Source organism: Rhodococcus sp. JCM 9793 (genome assembly GCF_055380405.1).
Genome location: NZ_AP043721.1, coordinates 2,749,627 through 2,767,035, shown reverse-complemented (window position 1 = coordinate 2,767,035; position 17,409 = coordinate 2,749,627). Strand labels below are relative to the sequence as shown.

Annotated in this window: 14 protein-coding genes; 8 read left to right on the top strand and 6 right to left on the bottom strand. The window is 66.4% G+C overall.

The genetic code is table 11. The annotated features are described in order from the left end of the window. Window positions 1-2: 2 nt before the first annotated feature. The 4 genes from ACZ46K_RS14820 to ACZ46K_RS14805 form a co-directional block, all read right to left on the bottom strand. Complete coding sequence (locus ACZ46K_RS14820) at window positions 3-326, bottom strand: hypothetical protein (RefSeq protein ID WP_464748981.1); 324 nt, start codon at window positions 324-326, stop codon at window positions 3-5. A gap of 197 nt (window positions 327-523) precedes the next feature. Further along, window positions 524-919, bottom strand: a complete 396-nt coding sequence (locus tag ACZ46K_RS14815; protein WP_464748979.1) for a pyridoxamine 5'-phosphate oxidase family protein — start codon at window positions 917-919, stop codon at window positions 524-526. 50 nt (window positions 920-969) lie between these two features. After that, window positions 970-2,307 (bottom strand): L-lysine 6-transaminase, encoded by a 1,338-nt coding sequence (gene lat / locus ACZ46K_RS14810; protein ID WP_464748977.1) that lies wholly within the window; start codon window positions 2,305-2,307, stop codon window positions 970-972. A gap of 70 nt (window positions 2,308-2,377) precedes the next feature. Then, window positions 2,378-2,827 carry an AsnC family transcriptional regulator gene (locus ACZ46K_RS14805; RefSeq protein WP_054806569.1) on the bottom strand — a complete coding sequence of 150 codons (450 nt, stop codon included), beginning with the start codon at window positions 2,825-2,827 and terminating at the stop codon, window positions 2,378-2,380. 36 nt (window positions 2,828-2,863) lie between these two features. On the opposite strand from ACZ46K_RS14805, the gene amaB reads away from it, so the two are divergent. The 6 genes from amaB to ACZ46K_RS14775 all read left to right on the top strand — a co-directional run bounded on the left by amaB (window position 2,864) and on the right by ACZ46K_RS14775 (window position 13,422). Next, complete coding sequence (gene amaB / locus ACZ46K_RS14800; protein ID WP_464748975.1) at window positions 2,864-4,369, top strand: L-piperidine-6-carboxylate dehydrogenase; 1,506 nt, start codon at window positions 2,864-2,866, stop codon at window positions 4,367-4,369. A gap of 83 nt (window positions 4,370-4,452) precedes the next feature. Then, on the top strand, window positions 4,453-5,997 hold the full coding sequence (locus ACZ46K_RS14795) for an AMP-binding protein (RefSeq protein WP_054810221.1): 1,545 nt from the start codon (window positions 4,453-4,455) through the stop codon (window positions 5,995-5,997). Continuing rightward, a complete protein-coding gene (locus ACZ46K_RS14790) occupies window positions 5,994-7,367 on the top strand; it encodes an FAD-binding oxidoreductase (protein ID WP_464748973.1) in 1,374 nt (457 codons plus the stop codon). Before ACZ46K_RS14795 ends, ACZ46K_RS14790 begins: the two co-directional genes overlap by 4 nt. Window positions 7,368-7,456: 89 nt before the next feature. Beyond that, window positions 7,457-8,011: a hypothetical protein gene (locus ACZ46K_RS14785; protein ID WP_464749319.1), complete on the top strand. Its 555-nt coding sequence runs from the start codon at window positions 7,457-7,459 to the stop codon at window positions 8,009-8,011. A 52-nt stretch (window positions 8,012-8,063) separates the two neighbouring features. Continuing rightward, window positions 8,064-12,626, top strand: a complete 4,563-nt coding sequence (locus ACZ46K_RS14780) for an ATP-dependent helicase (RefSeq protein ID WP_464748971.1) — start codon at window positions 8,064-8,066, stop codon at window positions 12,624-12,626. Window position 12,627: 1 nt separating this feature from the next. Then, a complete protein-coding gene (locus ACZ46K_RS14775; protein ID WP_054805335.1) occupies window positions 12,628-13,422 on the top strand; it encodes a DNA-formamidopyrimidine glycosylase family protein in 795 nt (264 codons plus the stop codon). On the opposite strand, the gene ACZ46K_RS14770 is transcribed toward ACZ46K_RS14775, so the two are convergent. Beyond that, a complete protein-coding gene (locus ACZ46K_RS14770; RefSeq protein WP_464748969.1) occupies window positions 13,407-14,018 on the bottom strand; it encodes a TetR/AcrR family transcriptional regulator in 612 nt (203 codons plus the stop codon). The genes ACZ46K_RS14775 and ACZ46K_RS14770 overlap by 16 nt on opposite strands. A gap of 53 nt (window positions 14,019-14,071) precedes the next feature. Here ACZ46K_RS14770 and ACZ46K_RS14765 point away from each other — a divergent pair, with 53 nt between their 5' ends. Together ACZ46K_RS14765 and ACZ46K_RS14760 are read left to right on the top strand one after the other, a co-directional pair. Beyond that, window positions 14,072-15,049, top strand: a complete 978-nt coding sequence (locus ACZ46K_RS14765) for an oxygenase MpaB family protein (RefSeq protein WP_464748967.1) — start codon at window positions 14,072-14,074, stop codon at window positions 15,047-15,049. A gap of 31 nt (window positions 15,050-15,080) precedes the next feature. Next, the gene (locus tag ACZ46K_RS14760; RefSeq protein WP_054805336.1) at window positions 15,081-15,617 is read left to right on the top strand and encodes a hypothetical protein; all 537 of its coding nucleotides are present in this window, start codon (window positions 15,081-15,083) and stop codon (window positions 15,615-15,617) included. A 17-nt stretch (window positions 15,618-15,634) separates the two neighbouring features. Here ACZ46K_RS14760 and glpD read toward each other — a convergent pair whose 3' ends face one another. Then, window positions 15,635-17,365, bottom strand: a complete 1,731-nt coding sequence (glpD, locus tag ACZ46K_RS14755; RefSeq protein WP_464748965.1) for a glycerol-3-phosphate dehydrogenase — start codon at window positions 17,363-17,365, stop codon at window positions 15,635-15,637. Window positions 17,366-17,409: the final 44 nt, after the last annotated feature.

The following is a 17,409-nucleotide window of genomic DNA, read 5'->3' as shown; positions in this document are numbered from 1 at the left end:
ATTCACTTCATGATTCGATTATTTGTTCGAATATAACTTGTTTCTCGATCATACGTTCTATACAATTCGATCATGGGTGGGAACTCTGGAAACTCGACGACAAGCAACTGACGGCCGAGACACTCGCCGTCTCCGCCGAAATCCACACCGCGCAGGTGCAGCGACTTGATCTGATGATCGCGATGTTCGAACGCGACACCGTCAAAGAGCACGGTTACCGCAGCCCCGCCCACTGGTTGTGCGCCGCGACGAACCTCGAACACCTCTAAAGCACCGGCGACTACAGCACCGGCGACGGACCACCACCCGGTGAAGACACCGCACATGGGTCGACGGCGGTGATACCGACCTCGACAATCCGGTGCTGCTCTGCGGACACCACCACCGGTTGATGCACCACACCGACTGGGAAGTCGAGATGACCAAAGAGCTTCGGCCGCAGATCATTCCATCCGGGAGTGTGGATCTGTTCCGGAAGCCGATAGCCGGGACCAGGCCGGATCTGGTCGCCTAGTTCCACAACCTAGTTCGCCAGTGGCCTGCAGTCGGCCTCACATCCGGGATTCGTCGCGGGATGCTCGGCCGTAGCGGGCCGGTGCAGCACTCCCGAAGTCGGCCGGACGCGCAGCTCCGATCCATCCAGTTCCGCCTCCCCGTCGACGATCAACGAGTATCCGCCCGGTGTCGCCGGTGGGTACACAAGTGACACGATCGGGTGCACCTGCGCGTTGGCACCCGTCCGGCGGCCCGGCTCGCCGATGCGGAACACACCATCGACGACGACCGGAGTCACCGCGACCGCGTGCGGCTTGGCATCGGCACCGGTAGTCAGCAGGTAGGCGTACCCATATTCGCCGAGCGCGGCGTCGAGTGAGGCGAGGTCGACCTTGATGCTCATGGCGCCAAGAGTGCTCTCCATACGCTCTCCCGGTCAACGCCGGCACATCGTCCGGATCCACGAGCGCGATCTCAGACCACAGCGGCGAGCACCCTGTCGAGCGCCGCGATCGCCTCGTCGAGTTCCTCGGCGGTGACGGTCAGCGGCGGCCGGAAACGGATTCCGCGCTGCCCGGAACCGATCATGAGAACCCGTTCGTCGCGGTACAGGTGCGCGAGTACCTCGTCTCGGAGCTCCTGCGACGGTAACGTGATCGCGCACATCAGCCCGCGACCGCGCGGTTCGGTGACGGCCGGGTACCGAGTCGCAAGCTTCCGCAGCTCAGCCAACAGATGCGCGCCGGTCGTCCGCGCGTGATCGACCAGTCCATCGCGCTCGATCACCTCGAAGATCCGGCGCGCACGCACCATGTCGGTGAGGTTGCCTCCCCACGTGGAATTGAGCCGCGACGACACTGCGAAGACATTGTCGGGGATCTCGTCGAGGCGACGTCCGGCCATGATCCCGCACACCTGGGTCTTCTTGCCGAACGCAACGATGTCCGGCTCGATCCCGAGCTGCTGGTACGCCCACATCGTGCCCGTCATGCCGACACCGGTCTGTACCTCGTCGACGACAAGCAGTGCATCGTGCTCGCGACAGAGCGCCGCGATTGCCTGGAAGAATTCCGGCCGGAAGTGGTGATCGCCGCCCTCGCCCTGGATCGGTTCGGCGATGAAGCAGGCGATGTCGTGGGGATTGTCGGCGAAGGCAGCACGTGCCTGCGTGAGCGCGCGGGCTTCCGCCTCGTCGACGGCGCCCCCGTCACGCAGGTACGGGGCGTCGATGCGAGGCCAATCGAATTTCGGGAACCGGTCGGTTTTGACAGGATCGGTGTTGGTCAGCGACATGGTGTATCCGGTGCGCCCGTGGAACGCTTCGGTCAGGTGCAGCACCTTGGTCCCGAGCGCGGGATCGCGACCGCGCGACTCGTTGAGCCGGCTCTTCCAGTCGAAGGCGGCCTTGAGTGCATTCTCGACGGCGAGGGCACCACCGTCGATGAAGAACAGGTGCGGCAGTGCAGGATCACCGAGTATCCGCGCGAACGCATCGACGAACCGGGCCATTGCCACGGTGTAGATGTCGGAGTTGCTGGGCTTGTTGGCTGCCACCGCAGCGAGTTCGTCGCGGAGCGCTGGATCGTCTGCCAGGTCCGGGTGGTTCATCCCGAGCGCGGACGACGCGAAGAATCCGAACATGTCGAGATAGCAGGTGCGGTCGCGTCGGTCGACGAGCCGCACTCCCCTCGACCGTTCGAGATCGAGGACGAGGGGGAATCCGTCGGTCAGCATGTGTGTTCCGAGGACGGCGTGGACCCGGTCGGGTGCCACGACTTCGGCACCGTCCCGATCACGGAATGCAGTGCTCATAACCGCGAGGGTACGCGAACTTTTGTCAGTTCATCCGTGCTTTTGGTGGAAGGTCAAAGCGTCGATACGGTTACTTCTCGTAAAATGTCTGCAGCACGACGGTACTGCGGGTGGCAACATTCGCGGTGGCACGGATCTCCTGGAGGAGATACTCGAGTTCGCGCGGCGACGCAACACGCACCAGCAGGATATAGCTTTCGTCGCCCGCCACCGAGTGACACGATTCGATTGCCTCGATGTGCCGCAGACGTGCGGGCGCATCGTCGGGCTGGGACGGGTCGAGAGGGGTGATCGCGACGAACGCCGACAGCATGAGGCCGAGCGCCTCCGGGTCCACTTTCGCGGTGTATCCACGAATCACGTTCCGGGACTCCAGTCTGCGCACCCTCGACTGCACCGCGGAAATCGACAATCCTGCCTTCTCGGCAAGCACCGACAACGTGGCACGTCCGTCCGCAACCAGTTCGCGTAACAGCAACCTATCGATCTCGTCCAGCGACTCTTTCGAAGATTCCGGCACCAGCGCAGGTTAACCGAGCGACAAAGGACCACACCGATGAATGCAACGGACAGTTTCAGCAATCGCGCGCGCACCGTAATGCAGAAATGCGGTGTCACCCTGCCCGACGGCGATGGCGCGCTGGTCGTCACCACGCCCATCGACGGCACCGAACTCGCACGGCTGGAACCACACACCGCCGCGCAGATCGACGACGCGATCGGTTCGGCCGCACAGGCATTCGAGAGGTGGCGCGACGTCCCCGCACCCGTGCGGGGACGGCTCGTCCGCAGGTTCGGGGACCTGCTCGTCGAGCACAAACACGAACTCGCCGAGATCGTCACGCTCGAGGCCGGAAAGATTCCGTCCGAGGCACTCGGCGAAGTGCAAGAGATGATCGACGTGTGCGACTTCGCCGTGGGCCTGTCGCGGCAGCTCTACGGGCGCACGATGCCGTCCGAGCGACCCGGCCACCGCCTGATGGAGACCTGGCATCCCCTCGGTGTGGTCGGGGTGATATCCGCATTCAACTTTCCGGTGGCGGTGTGGTCGTGGAACACCGCAATTGCGCTGGTGTGCGGCGACCCGGTGGTGTGGAAGCCCTCGGAGACCACTCCGCTGACCGCACTCGCGTGTGACGCCCTTCTGCGCCGTGCAGCCTCTGACGTCGACGCCCCCGACGATCTGCATCACGTCCTGATCGGCGACGCCACGACCGGTGAAGCACTCGTCGACGATCCACGGGTGGCGTTGGTCAGCGCAACCGGCTCGGTCCCCATGGGGCGGATCGTGGCACCCCGCGTGGCCGCGCGGTTCGGGCGCTGCCTGCTCGAACTCGGCGGCAACAACGCCGCGATCGTCACCCCCTCTGCGGATCTGGAACTGACCGTGCGGGGAGTCGTGTTCGCCGCGGCCGGTACCGCAGGGCAACGCTGCACGACGTTGCGCCGGTTGATCGTGCATCGCTCCGTCGCGGACGATCTGGTCGCGCGCCTCGCAACCGTGTATGCCGGACTCCGGGTAGGAAACCCGTTCGACGACGGCGTCCTCGTGGGCCCACTGATCTCGCCGCGTGCTCACGACGCGATGCGCTCGGCTCTCGACCGCGCCGAACTCGACGGCGGCATCCTCGTGTCGGGCGGGCAACAGGTGGAAGTGCCGGGCGATGGCGTCTACGTCTCCCCCGCCCTCGTACGCATGCCCACCCAGACCGAGGTGGTGCGTGAGGAGACGTTCGCGCCGATCCTCTACGTGCTCCCCTACGACGATTTCGACGAAGCGCTCGCGCTGCACAACGGTGTTCCCCAAGGGTTGTCGTCGTCGATCTTCACCACCGATCAGCGCGAGGCCGAACGGTTCCTGGCCCGCTCGGACTGCGGGATCACCAACGTCAACATCGGCACGTCGGGTGCCGAGATCGGCGGTGCGTTCGGCGGTGAGAAGGAAACCGGTGGCGGTCGCGAGTCTGGTTCCGACTCGTGGAAGGCCTACATGCGCCGCGCCACGAACACGGTCAACTACTCGGACGAACTTCCGCTCGCTCAAGGAGTCGAATTCGGGTGAGAACACCCTGAGTCGCGGCGCCCGAGCACGACACCGGAACAGGCACTGTGGCCCACGCCACAACCTGTGGTAGACCAGGATGCATGTACCCAGGGAACTTCGTCGCCACCACACCGGACAAGGCCGCTATCGTGCGCCCGGCCACCGGGGAATCACTCACTTACCGGCAACTCGACGAAAATTCGGTCCGGCTCGCGAAGTACCTGAGGGAACTCGGGCTGAAGCCGGGTGACCACCTCGCGCTGATCTCCGACAACGACCTGCGCGTGATGGAGGTGTACTGGGCGGCGCTGCGCTCGGGCCTGTACATCACCGTCGTCAACTGGCACCTCACCGCATCGGAGGCCGCGTACGTGGTCGACGATTGCGGTGCGAAGGCCCTGGTCGTCTCGGCAAACGCCGTCAACGCGGTGGACCTGTCCGCCGGCGCCTACCCGAACGTGGAACATCGTCTGGTGTACGGCGGAGAGCTGTCCGGTTTCGAGGACTACCAGAAGGCTCTCGATCGGTTCGACACCGCGCCGCTCGACGATCAGCCGCGCGGCCAGGACATGCTGTACTCGTCCGGAACCACCGGCCGCCCCAAGGGCATCAAGCCGAAGTTGCCCGACGGCCAGGTCCAGGACATCCCCGACCCGTACACGGCAGTGTTCGCCCCGATGTACGGCTTCGATTCGGACACGGTGTACCTGTGCCCCGCGCCGCTGTACCACGCTGCGCCACTGCGGTTCTGCGGCACGATCCAGTCGGTGGGCGGCACCGTGATCCTCATGGACAGGTTCGATGCCGAAGAAGCGCTCGCGCTGATCGATCGATACGAGGTCACCGCCGGCCAGTGGGTACCGACGATGTTCGTGCGCATGCTCAAACTCCCCGAGGAGACCCGCGCGAAGTACGACGTGTCGAGTATGAAGGTCGCCGTCCACGCCGCGGCACCGTGCCCACCCGAGATCAAGCGGGCGATGATCGAGTGGTGGGGTCCGGTGATCAACGAGTACTACGCCTCCACCGAAGGCTCCGGTGTGACCTTCATCGACTCCGAGCAGGCCCTCGCCCGCCCGGGTTCGGTCGGACGCGACGGTGTGATGGGCATCGTCCGCATCTGCGGTGAGGACGGCCGGGAACTGCCCACCGGGTCGATCGGGACGGTGTGGTGGGAACGCGACGAGCGCCCGTTCGAGTATCACAACGATCCGGAGAAAACCGAGAAGGCAACGCATCCCGACCATCCGACGTGGACGACGAGCGGCGACATCGGGTATCTGGACGAGGACCGGTTCCTGTATCTCACCGACCGTGCGGCATTCATGATCATTTCGGGTGGTGTGAACATCTACCCGCAGGAATCCGAGAACGTTCTCACCCTGCATCCGAAGGTGTTCGACGTGGCAGTCATCGGCGTGCCGAACGACGAGATGGGTGAGGAGGTCAAGGCCGTCGTGCAACTCGTCGAGGGTGTCGAGCCCGGGCCCGAAATCGAGCAGGAACTGCTCGAGTACGTGCGGTCCAACGTGTCGAAGTTCAAGACTCCGCGCAGCATCGACTTCTCCGATGATCTGCCCCGCACTCCCACCGGAAAACTCGTCAAACACAAGCTGCGGGCCCGGTACGCTCCGGCGGTGTCGTGACGTCACACAGCGTGGATCCGAGCACCCTCGCCGAACAACTCCCGGCCGGGGTCCTCGTCACCGATCCCGACATCCTCGCCGGCTACCGGCACGATCGCGCTTTCGACCCCGATGCGGCCGTGCCACTCGCGCTTGTCCGCGCGACCTCCACCGCGGACGTGCAGACCACGCTGCGGTGGGCGCACGAGAACCGCGTCCCAGTGGTGCCCCGCGGCGCAGGAACGAGCCTGTCCGGCGGTTCGGGCGGTCTGGCCGATGGGATCGTGCTCAGCACCGAGAAGATGCGTGACATCAAGATCGACCCGGCCACACGGACGGCCGTCGCACAACCGGGTCTGCTCAACGCCGAGGTCAAGGCGGCCGCAGCCGAACACGACCTGTGGTATCCGCCGGATCCGTCGTCGTTCGAGATCTGCTCGATCGGCGGCAACGCCGCGACCAATGCGGGCGGGCTGTGCTGCGTCAAGTACGGGGTGACATCGGACTATGTGCTCGGGCTCGAAGTGGTCCTCGCCGACGGCACCGCGGTGCGGCTCGGAGGTCCCCGACTCAAGGACGTCGCGGGTCTGTCGCTGACGAAACTGTTCGTGGGCAGTGAGGGAACTCTCGGAGTGATCACCGAGGTGACGCTCCGCCTGATCCCACCGCAACCACCGGCGTCGACGATGGTCGCGACCTTCGGGTCGGTGGAGGCCGCAGCGGATGCCGTCATCGCGATCACCGCGACTCTGCGACCCGCGATGCTCGAATTCATGGACCGCACCACGATCAACGCAGTCGAGGACGCACTGCGGATGGACCTGGACCGCGGTGCCGAGGCCATGCTGATCGCACGGTCCGACGCCCCGGGGGTAGCCGCGGCACACGAGATCGAGGTGATGGTCCGTGCATGCCGGGACGCGGGGGCCCACGACGTGTTCGACACGTCCGACCCCGACGAAGGCGATGCGTTCGCAGCGGCGCGACGGATGGCCATACCCGCAGTCGAGCGCCTCGGGAGCCTCCTTCTCGAGGATGTCGGAGTGCCGTTGCCGATGCTCCCCACCCTTGTCGCCGGGGTCGCTGAGATCGCCGACCGCAATGCGGTGACCGTCGCGGTGATCGCGCATGCGGGAGACGGAAACACCCACCCGCTGATCGTCTACGACCCCGATGACGGGAAGATGCTGGAGCGAGCACACGCCGCGTTCGGTCAGATCATGGACCTCGCGATCGAGCTCGGTGGCACCATCACCGGGGAACACGGCGTGGGCAGGCTCAAAAAGCCCTGGTTACCCGATCAGGTGGGCCCCGACGTGATGGCGTTGACCCGGCTGATCAAAAACACTCTCGACCCCCGTTCGATCCTCAACCCAGGGGCTGTCCTGTGACGAATATCCGACCGCCCGACCCCGCGACCATGCCGATCCCCACCTCGGTGCCACCGTGGCAGAGAACACGCCATAATCGGGGCGTGAACATGCGTACACCAGAACCCGCTACCGACCTTCCGCTACGCGATACCCGGTATCGGGAGCTCGAGCTCTACCCCGAATTCGCCTTCGTCACCGCCTGGTTGCGCGACTACGTCCGCTCGACGATCGAAAATGCACGCATCAGCGAGCGGGAGTACTGGTCCGTCGTGTGTCTGCCCTCCGTCGGTGCATCCGATGAGGGCCATCGGATGATCAGTGTCCATGCCGGTGATCAGGAAATTGCGTGCCTGTACGTCGACACGAGCGTCCGTGAGGACAGGCGGGTCGGTGGCTTCGTGACGGTCGACACGCACATGCTCGAGCAGTCGTGCGGCGCCGATATCGACCGGATCACTGCGAGCTCTCCGGCCTTGGGTCTCCACCGCCGCGGTGATCAGGTGTCGATCGGGTGGAGTGAGACGCCGGCGAGCCGCGAACAGTTCGACGCACTCCCGTGGCGGGCCGCGGCGCACGAACTCGTCCGCCGATTGATGCAGAACGGCAGGAACCACTGGGCGGATGCGCACTGCCCGCAGCTCGCCATGTTCGCTCTGGAGTAACCACCACCGAGTAATTCATGAACCTGTCGGACGTCGGGTGCACCATGGACTGGTGACCGATGTCCTCGACCGTTTCTCCGCTCCCACCCGGGAGTGGTTCGCGGGCGCATTCGACGCACCCACACCCGCCCAGCTCGGCGCGTGGGATGCGATCTCGTCGGGTGCGCACACACTCGTCGTCGCGCCCACCGGGTCGGGTAAGACGCTGTCGGCGTTCCTGTGGTCACTCGACAGGCTCGCTGCTCGCCCCGAGACAACCGACGCGCCGCGCGAACACCGCACCCGGGTGCTCTACATCTCGCCCCTCAAAGCGCTCGGGGTCGACGTCGAACGCAACCTCCGGTCGCCGCTCGTGGGCATCACCCAGACCGCGAAACGACTCGGTCTGGCCCCACCCGAGATCACCGTGGGTGTCCGCTCCGGCGACACCTCGCAGGCCGACCGCCGCAAGCTCGCCCGTACTCCCCCCGACATCCTCATCACTACCCCCGAGTCGCTGTTTCTCATGCTCACCTCTGCCACGCGCGAAACGCTTGCCGGCGTCGAATCAGTGATCGTCGACGAAGTGCACGCGGTCGCCGGAACCAAACGCGGCGCGCATCTGGCACTGTCCCTCGAGCGTCTCGATCTGCTACTGCCCAAGCCCGCCCAACGGATCGGGCTGTCCGCAACCGTGCGCCCGCGCGAAGAGGTGGGCCGCTTCCTCGTGGGCGGAGCACCCATCCGGATCGTGGCCCCACCCGCGACGAAGACCTGGGATCTCACGGTGCGGGTGCCGGTCGAGGACATGACCGAGCTCGGAGTGTCCCATCCGAATGAGGACTCTGAATCGCCCACTCCCCAGGCCGGGTCGATCTGGCCGCACGTCGAGGAACAGATCGTCGATCTCGTCACCGCTCACCGTTCGACGATCGTGTTCGCGAATTCGCGGCGACTGTCCGAGCGGTTGACCGGCCGGCTCAACGAGATCTACGCCGAACGCAACGGCAACGCCGTCGACCGCGAGGCCGCACCGCCCGCGCTCCTGGGTGCGTCCACCGAGGTGACCTACGGCGCCGAACCCGTCCTCGCCCGCGCCCACCACGGTTCGGTGAGCAAAGACCAGCGAGCTCTCATCGAAGACGACCTGAAGTCGGGCCGGCTGCGCTGCGTCGTCGCGACCTCGAGCCTCGAACTCGGTATCGACATGGGCGCGGTCGACCTCGTCATCCAGGTCGAGGCACCACCGTCGGTGGCGAGCGGGCTGCAGCGAGTCGGCCGTGCCGGGCACCAGGTCGGTGAGACCTCACGCGGAGTGCTGTTCCCGAAACACCGCACCGACCTGATCCATTGCGCCGTCACCGTCGAGCGGATGGTCGCCGGGCACATCGAGGCTCTGCAGGTCCCGGCGAACCCCCTCGATGTCCTGGCGCAGCAGACGGTGGCGGCTGCCGCGCTCGAACCGATCGATGTCGACGACTGGTTCGACACCGTCCGGCGTAGCGGGTCGTTCACATCACTGTCGCGGGGTGTCTTCGAATCGGTGCTCGACCTGCTCTCGGGCCGCTATCCGTCCGACGAGTTCGCCGAGCTACGTCCCCGCGTCGTGTGGGACCGCAACGACGGCACACTGACGGGCCGGCCCGGAGCGCAACGCCTCGCCGTCACCTCCGGTGGAACGATCCCCGACCGTGGTCTGTTCACCGTGTACATGGTGGGCGAGAAGAACACCCGTGTCGGGGAACTCGACGAGGAGATGGTCTACGAGTCGCGGGTCGGCGATGTGTTCGCGCTCGGCGCGACCAGCTGGCGGATCGAGGAGATCACGTTCGACCGGGTGCTCGTGTCCCCCGCGTTCGGCCGCGCCGGGCGGTTGCCGTTCTGGCACGGAGACAACCAAGGCCGCCCTGCCGAACTCGGCGCGGCGCTCGGCACGTTCATCCGCGAACTCGGGCACGCGGCGCCCGACGACGCCGGCGCGCGCTGCCGTGTCGGCGGGCTCGACGAATACGCGACCGCGAATCTGATCGGGCTTCTCGACGAGCAGCGCACCGCCACCGGCCACCTCCCCACCGACCGCACCCTCGTCGTCGAGCGTTTCCGCGACGAACTCGGCGATTGGCGTCTCGTCCTGCATTCCCCGTTCGGTCTGCGCGTCCACGCGCCGTGGGCGCTCGCGGTCGGGGCGCGCCTGCTCGACCGGTTCGGTATCGAGGCGCATCCGTCGCCGTCCGACGACGGCATCATCGTCCGACTGCCCGACACAGAGGACGACCCGCCGGGCGCCGACATCTTCGTCTTCGACCACGACGAGATCGAGGATCTGGTCACCGAGCAGGTAGGTGGCTCGGCGCTGTTCGCGTCCCGGTTCCGTGAATGCTCGGCGCGCGCGTTGCTGCTGCCGCGGCGCAACCCCGGCAAGCGGGCACCGCTGTGGCAGCAACGTCAGCGTTCGGCGCAGCTGCTCGATGTGGCACGCCGGTACCCGAGTTTCCCGATCCTGCTCGAGACGGTGCGCGAATGTCTGCAGGACGTCTACGATCTGCCCGCGCTGCGTGAGCTTCTCGGCCGTCTGGCGCGGCGGCAGATCCGGCTCGTCGAGGTCGAGACTCCCACGGCGTCGCCGTTCGCGACCTCGCTGCTGTTCGACTACGTCGGCGCGTTCCTCTACGAGGGCGACAGTCCGCTCGCCGAGCGGCGTGCGGCGGCGCTCTCCCTGGATTCGACGTTGCTCGCCGAGTTGCTCGGCCGGGTCGAGTTGCGCGAACTGCTCGACGCCGACGTGATCGATCAGGCCGAGCTCGAATTGCAGCGCCTGGTGCCGGAGCGGCGCGCTCGGGATGCGGAGGGGGTCGCGGATCTGCTGCGTCTGCTGGGGCCGCTGACCGACTCCGAATTGCGGGAGCGCAGTACCGACGATCCGGGTCCGTGGCTTGCCGACCTCTCGGCGCAGCGACGCGTGCTGCAGGTGTCGTACGCGGGCGAGAAATGGTGGGCGGCAATCGAAGATGCGTCACGTTTGCGTGATGCTCTCGGTGTGCCCTTGCCGATCGGGGTGCCCACGGCGTTCGTCGAACCGCTCGCGGATCCGCTCGGCGACCTCGTTGCCCGTCACGCCAGGACGCACGGGCCGTTCACCACAGCGGCGGTGGGGGCCCGTTTCGGTCTGGGTACTGCCGTCGTCGAATCCGTTCTGCAACGATTGGCCGACGACAAGCGCGTCACCTCGGGTGAGTTCCGTCCCGGCGCCACCGGAGCCGAGTGGTGCGACAGCGAAGTCCTGCGCCGTCTGCGTCGGCGCTCCCTGGCCGCGGCACGTCACGAGGTCGAGCCGGTGAGTACCGCGACCCTCGGCCGGTTCCTGCCCGACTGGCATCATCTCGGACGTGGGCCGGGTGCGAGCGCGCTCTACGGTCTCGACGGTGTCGCGGCCGTCGCCGAACAGATCGCGGGTGTGCCGCTTCCCGCGAGCGCCCTCGAACCGCTGATTCTTGCGCCGCGAGTGCGCGACTATTCGCCCGCGATGCTCGACGAGTTGACGTCGAACGGCGAGATCGTCTGGTCCGGCGCCGGCTCGATCTCGGGGAAGGACGGCTGGATCGCGCTGCATCCCGCAGACTTGGCCCCCGCCACACTCGCATCCGCCGACGACATCGAGATGACCGGTCTCCACCGGGCGATCCTCGAGTCGCTCTCAGGCGGAGGCGCATACTTCTTCCGGCAACTCGGGGATGCAGTGAACGCACTCGAACCGGACGCCACCGACTCGGCTCTGGCTGCAGCGATGTGGGATCTGGTGTGGAGTGGGCACATCGCCGGCGACACGCTCGCACCGTTGCGCGCCCTCATCGGCGACACGTCGCGCACCACGCCCGCACACCGCGCGCCGCGAAGGGCACCCCGCGCCCGCATGTACCGGGCGCGTCCGGCCCTTCCCTCGCGGTCGGGGCCGCCGACGGTGGCCGGCCGGTGGTCGCTGCTACCCGAGCGTGAGACCGATCCGACGGTGCGGGCACACACGACCGCCGAACTGCTCCTCGAACGGTACGGGGTGGTGACCCGAGGGGCTGTGACGAACGAAGCCGTCCCGGGCGGTTTCGCGCTCATGTACAAGGTGCTCGGCCGATTCGAGGAGACAGGCCGTTGTCGGCGGGGGTATTTCGTCGATTCGCTCGGCGGAGCTCAGTTCTCGACGCCCGACGTGGTGGATCGGCTGCGTTCGTTCTCCGATTCCCTCGAAGGTCGCCACACTCGCACCGACGCGGTGACGCTCGCTGCGTGCGATCCTGCCAACCCGTACGGCGCCGCGCTCCCTTGGCCGAAGGTAGCGGCGGAGTCCGCGAGCACGTCGAAGCATCGGCCGGGACGGAAGGCCGGTGGCCTCGTGGTGCTGGTCGACGGCAGCCTCGTGGTGTTCGTGGAGCGCGGTGGGCGGACCTTGCTCACCTTCACCGACGATCCTGGCCGTCTACGCACGGCATTCGCCTCGCTCGCCCACACCGTCAAGAACGGTGGCGTCGACAAGATCGTGGTCGAGAAGATCGACGGCGCTTCGATCCACGGTCATGCCCTCGCGGAGCTGCTCGGCGAGGCCGGGTTCTCCGCGACACCGCGTGGGTATCGGCTGAGGTCCTGACGTGCCCGAGGGCGACACAGTGTTCCAGGTGGCCGCACAGCTGCACACGGCACTGGCGGGAAACATCCTGATCGAGAGCGATTTCCGTGTCCCGCGATTCGCCGCGGTCGATCTCACCGGTGAGACGGTGGAGGAAGTCGTCGCGCGCGGCAAGCACATTCTGGTTCGCCTGCCGCAACACACCTTTCACTCACATCTGATGATGGACGGACAGTGGCACGTGTACGGACGCGGAACCCGCTGGCGCAAACCGGGTTTCCGGGCCCGTGCGGTGCTCGGCACCGAACGGGTGCAGGCAGTGGGGTTCGACCTCGGTATCGTCGAGGTACTCCCCCGCGAGACGGAAGCAGACGCGATCGGGCACCTCGGACCGGACCTGCTCGGGCCGGACTGGGATCCGGTGGTCGCGGCCGGGAATCTCATGCGTGAACCTGAACGCCCCATCGGGCTTGCGCTGCTCGACCAGCGCATCATGGCCGGCGTGGGCAACGTCTACCGTAGTGAATTGTGCTTCCTACGCGGAGTCGATCCCGCGACACCGGTACGAGAGGCCGGTGATCCGACTGCGTGGGCCGAACTCGCGCACCGAGTGTTGCACGCCAACCGGAACAGGACCCCGAGGGTGACGACCGGTGATCTGCGCCGAGGTCGGCAGTTGTGGGTGTACGGACGCCGCGGCACACCGTGTCTGCGTTGCGGACGGCCCATCGAATCGGGCACCCTGGCCGATCCATCCGATGTCGAACGTGCCGAACGCGTGGTCTACCGCTGTCCTGGGTGTCAGCCGCCGCGCTGAGCGTCGTGCGCAGCGCGCTCGAGAAGTGCCACGCAGTGGTGCACGAACGTCTCGCGCGGGACAGCGATTGCCCCGTCGAGATATCCCATGAACAGGCTGGTCAAGGCACCGACGAGCCCCACGGCCACCATGTTGCGGACGGCGTCGTCGCCGATCTCGGTGAGTTGGGCGCTGACGAGTGAGACGAACACCGGTGCGAGTTCGACGCCTCTCCCGCTGATCGCGGGTTCGCGCAAGGGCGCGAGCAGAAGCACACGACCCATCGCCGGTTCGTCGACCATCAGGGCCACGAAGGCCCGGACCGCCGATTCTGCCCGACGGGTGTGCTCCGCCGAGGTCACTGCTGCGACGAGTGCGTCACGGGCACGTTCGCCCACGAGTTCGTACACCTCCCGGACGAATGCGTCGCGGTCGGTGAAGCTCTCGTAGAAGTAGCGTTCGGTGAGTTCAGCGGCCCGGCACACCGCGCGCACGTTCGCGACGGATCCGTCGGGGGCGCCGATGAGGGCGATTCCCGCGTCGAGGAGACGTTCCCTGCGGACACGCCGGCGTTCGTCGAGGCCGATTCCCGCCCAGCTTCGGCGCGTGGTGTCCACCGTGTGCAATTCCTGTCGTTGACTGCGTGTCCACCGGATCCTACTCTGACAACATGCGTAGTCAGAGCTCTTCGCAGGACGCCGAGCCCCCCATACCTGAGAACGATCCCCTTCCTCTCGGGCCCGATTCACTGACTTGGAAGTACTTCGGCGGATGGCGCGGCATGCTGTTCGGCCCGTGGGCCGGGTCGATGCAGAACATGCACCCAGGTCTCGGCGCCGGCGTCGAGGATCACTCTCAATTCTTCGACGAGCGTTTCGAACGGCTCTACCGGTCGCTGTACCCGATCTACGGGGTCGTCTTCGACGGCGAACGCGCCCCTGAAACGGCCAGGCAGGTCCGCGGCTACCACAACACGATCAAGGGCGTCGACAAGTTGGGCCGCAAGTATCACGCGCTCGACCCCGGCACCTTCTACTGGGCGCACGCCACGTTCTTCTACAGTCTCGTGATCTCCATCGAATGGTTCGAGGGACCGCTCACCCTCGAGGAGAAGCACCGGCTGTTCGACGAACACGTCCAGTGGTACCGCCTCTACGGCATGTCGATGAAGTCCGTCCCCGGATCGTGGGAGGCGTTCGTCGAGTACTGGGACGACATGTGCCGCAACGTCCTCGAAGACAACAAGGCCACCCGCGACGTTCTCGACCTGTCGAACCTCGACCGGCCGCCGTTCATGCGCTGGTTCCCAGAATCGGTGTGGAAGATCGTGCGCCCACCCACCACCCGAGGATTCATCTGGCTCACCGTGGGCCTCTACGACCAGTCCGTGCGCGATCTCCTCGGATACAGCTGGAGCCCACGCGAGGACAGAGTCCACCGACTGGTCGGGCGGGCAATCGGCCTCGGGAACCGGCTCGTGCCCTGGAGGTATCGCTACCACCCGCGTGCCCGCGCCGGTTGGGATCGCGCATCCGGCCGCATCACTCCGGATACCCCACTCGTGCACACCCCGGCCCGGAACCTGCCCCCGATCGACCGTCGCGACTCACCCGTCCACTACAGCCCGGACCTTTCCGAACAACGCTGAGATTTTCGCCGGCGCATGCAACCCTGTCGGTATGGGATTCGACGCCAACGCGTTACTCCACGGGCCGTTGTTCCACCGAAATGCGCCGCTCGACAGAACCAACGCCGCGAGCCGCATCAGCGCGTACGTGTACGGCAACGTCCTGGTACTGGCGGCCCTCATCCCGATTGTCACGACGTCCACCTACGTCGGGATCGCGATTGTCCTCGGTACCGCCCTGTCGACGTTCGTGGCGCACGCCTTCGCGGAATCGGTGGGGCACAGCGTCCGGCAGGGTAGCCGCCTCACCGCCGCTGAACGGCGAGCGGAAGTGCGCGACTCGGTGCCCATCCTCACCTCGGCGGTGGTCCCGTGCGTCATCCTCGCGATCGGGTGGATCGGCTGGATCGAGCCGCGCACCGCTCAGTTGCTCGCGGAGCTCGCGGTGCTGGTGCGAATCGGCGGTATCGCATTCGTGATCGGACGACTCAACGGTGAGCGTCCCAGCACTCGACTGTTGATGACCGCAGCTGCTCTGACACTGATCGGAGCAACGATCGTCGTGATCAAGGTACTTCTGACGCACTGATCACTTCACGGCACTGATCACTTCACGGGCACAGGTTCGAGAATCTCCGCACGTGCCTCCGGAGCCGCAGCACGCAGGGCATCCGCGGATTCGTCGTCCAGCCGGCTCTGCGAATCGATCTCGGCCTCGACCCTGGCCCGATAGGTCTCGACCTCCCTGTCGATCGCCGCAGCGTCCCAGCCGAGTACCGGTGCCACCAGGTGCGCGACCTGCTCGGCGCAGTGCATTCCCCGGTGCGGATACTCGATCGAGATCCGGGTACGGCGGGCGAGGATGTCCTCGAGATGCAGCGCACCCTCGGCGGCCGCCGCGTACACGGCCTCCACCTGGAGATACAGCGGAGCATCGGTGATCGGCTCGAGAAGTTCGGGCCGGCCCTCCGCACACGCGAGTACGTCGTCGATGAGTGAGCCGTACCGGTCGAGGAGGTGCTTGACGCGGTACGGGTGGAGGCCGTACTGCTCTGCGAGGTGCATCGTCTGATTGACCAGGGCGAAGTACCCGTCGGCGCCGAGGAGCGGCACCTTCTCGGTGATCGACGGCGCGATGCGCGACGGAATGTCCTCCGCCGCCAGATCCACCGCGTCCTCGGCCATCACACGGTAGGTCGTGTACTTGCCGCCGGCGATCGCCACCAGCCCTGGCGACACCCGCGCGACCGCATGTTCGCGCGACAGCTTCGACGTCTCGTCGCTCTCCCCCGCCAGCAACGGGCGCAGGCCTGCGTAGACCCCGTCGATGTCGTCGTGGGTGATCGGGACGACGAGAACGCTGTTGACGTGGTCGAGGATGTAGTCGATGTCGGCCTTCGTCGCAGCGGGATGTGCCAGATCGAGGTTCCAGTCGGTGTCGGTGGTGCCGATGATCCAGTGGTTTCCCCACGGGATGACGAACAACACCGACTTCTCGGTCCGCAGGATGATCGCCGAGTCGCTCACGATCCGGTCGCGCGGGACCACGATGTGCACGCCCTTCGACGCGCGCACCCGGAACCGGCCGCGTTGGCGCGACAGCGCCTGGATTTCGTCGGTCCACACGCCGGTCGCGTTGATGACCACGTGGGCGCGTACTTCGGTGACGGAACCGTCCTCGCTGTCACGCACCCGGACACCCGACACCCGGTCGGCTTCGCGCAGGAACCCGACGACCTGGGTCGAGGTTCGCACGACCGCGCCGTACTGGGCCGCCGTCCGCGCGACCGTCATGGTGTGGCGCGCGTCGTCGACGACCGTGTCGTAATAGCGGATCCCGCCGACGAGGGAATTGCGCTTGAGTCCCGGCGCCATCCGCAGTGCACCCGAGCGCGTCAGGTGTTTCTGCGCGGGAACCGATTTCGCTCCGCCCATCCGGTCGTAGAGGAAGATACCGGCCGCCATGTACGGCCGCTCCCATCCGCGATGGGTGAGCGGGAACAGGAACTTCAGCGGCTTGACCAGATGCGGTGCGAGTGTCGACAGCGACAGTTCGCGTTCGCGCAGAGCCTCCCGGACCAGGCCGAACTCCAGTTGCTCGAGGTATCGCAGACCCCCGTGGAACATCTTCGACGACCGGCTCGACGTGCCCGACGCGAAGTCCCGGGCCTCGACGAGTGCCACGCGCAGGCCGCGGGTCGCGGCGTCGAGTGCTGCCCCCGCCCCGACAACACCACCACCGATCACCACGACGTCGAACTGCTCGTCGCCGAGTCGTCGCCATGCTTCCTCGCGCTGCTGCGGACCGAGAATCTGTACACCTGATTGGTTGGTCACCGCACCGCTCCCTCAGTCGCCGACATGTCCTGCACAACGCTAGT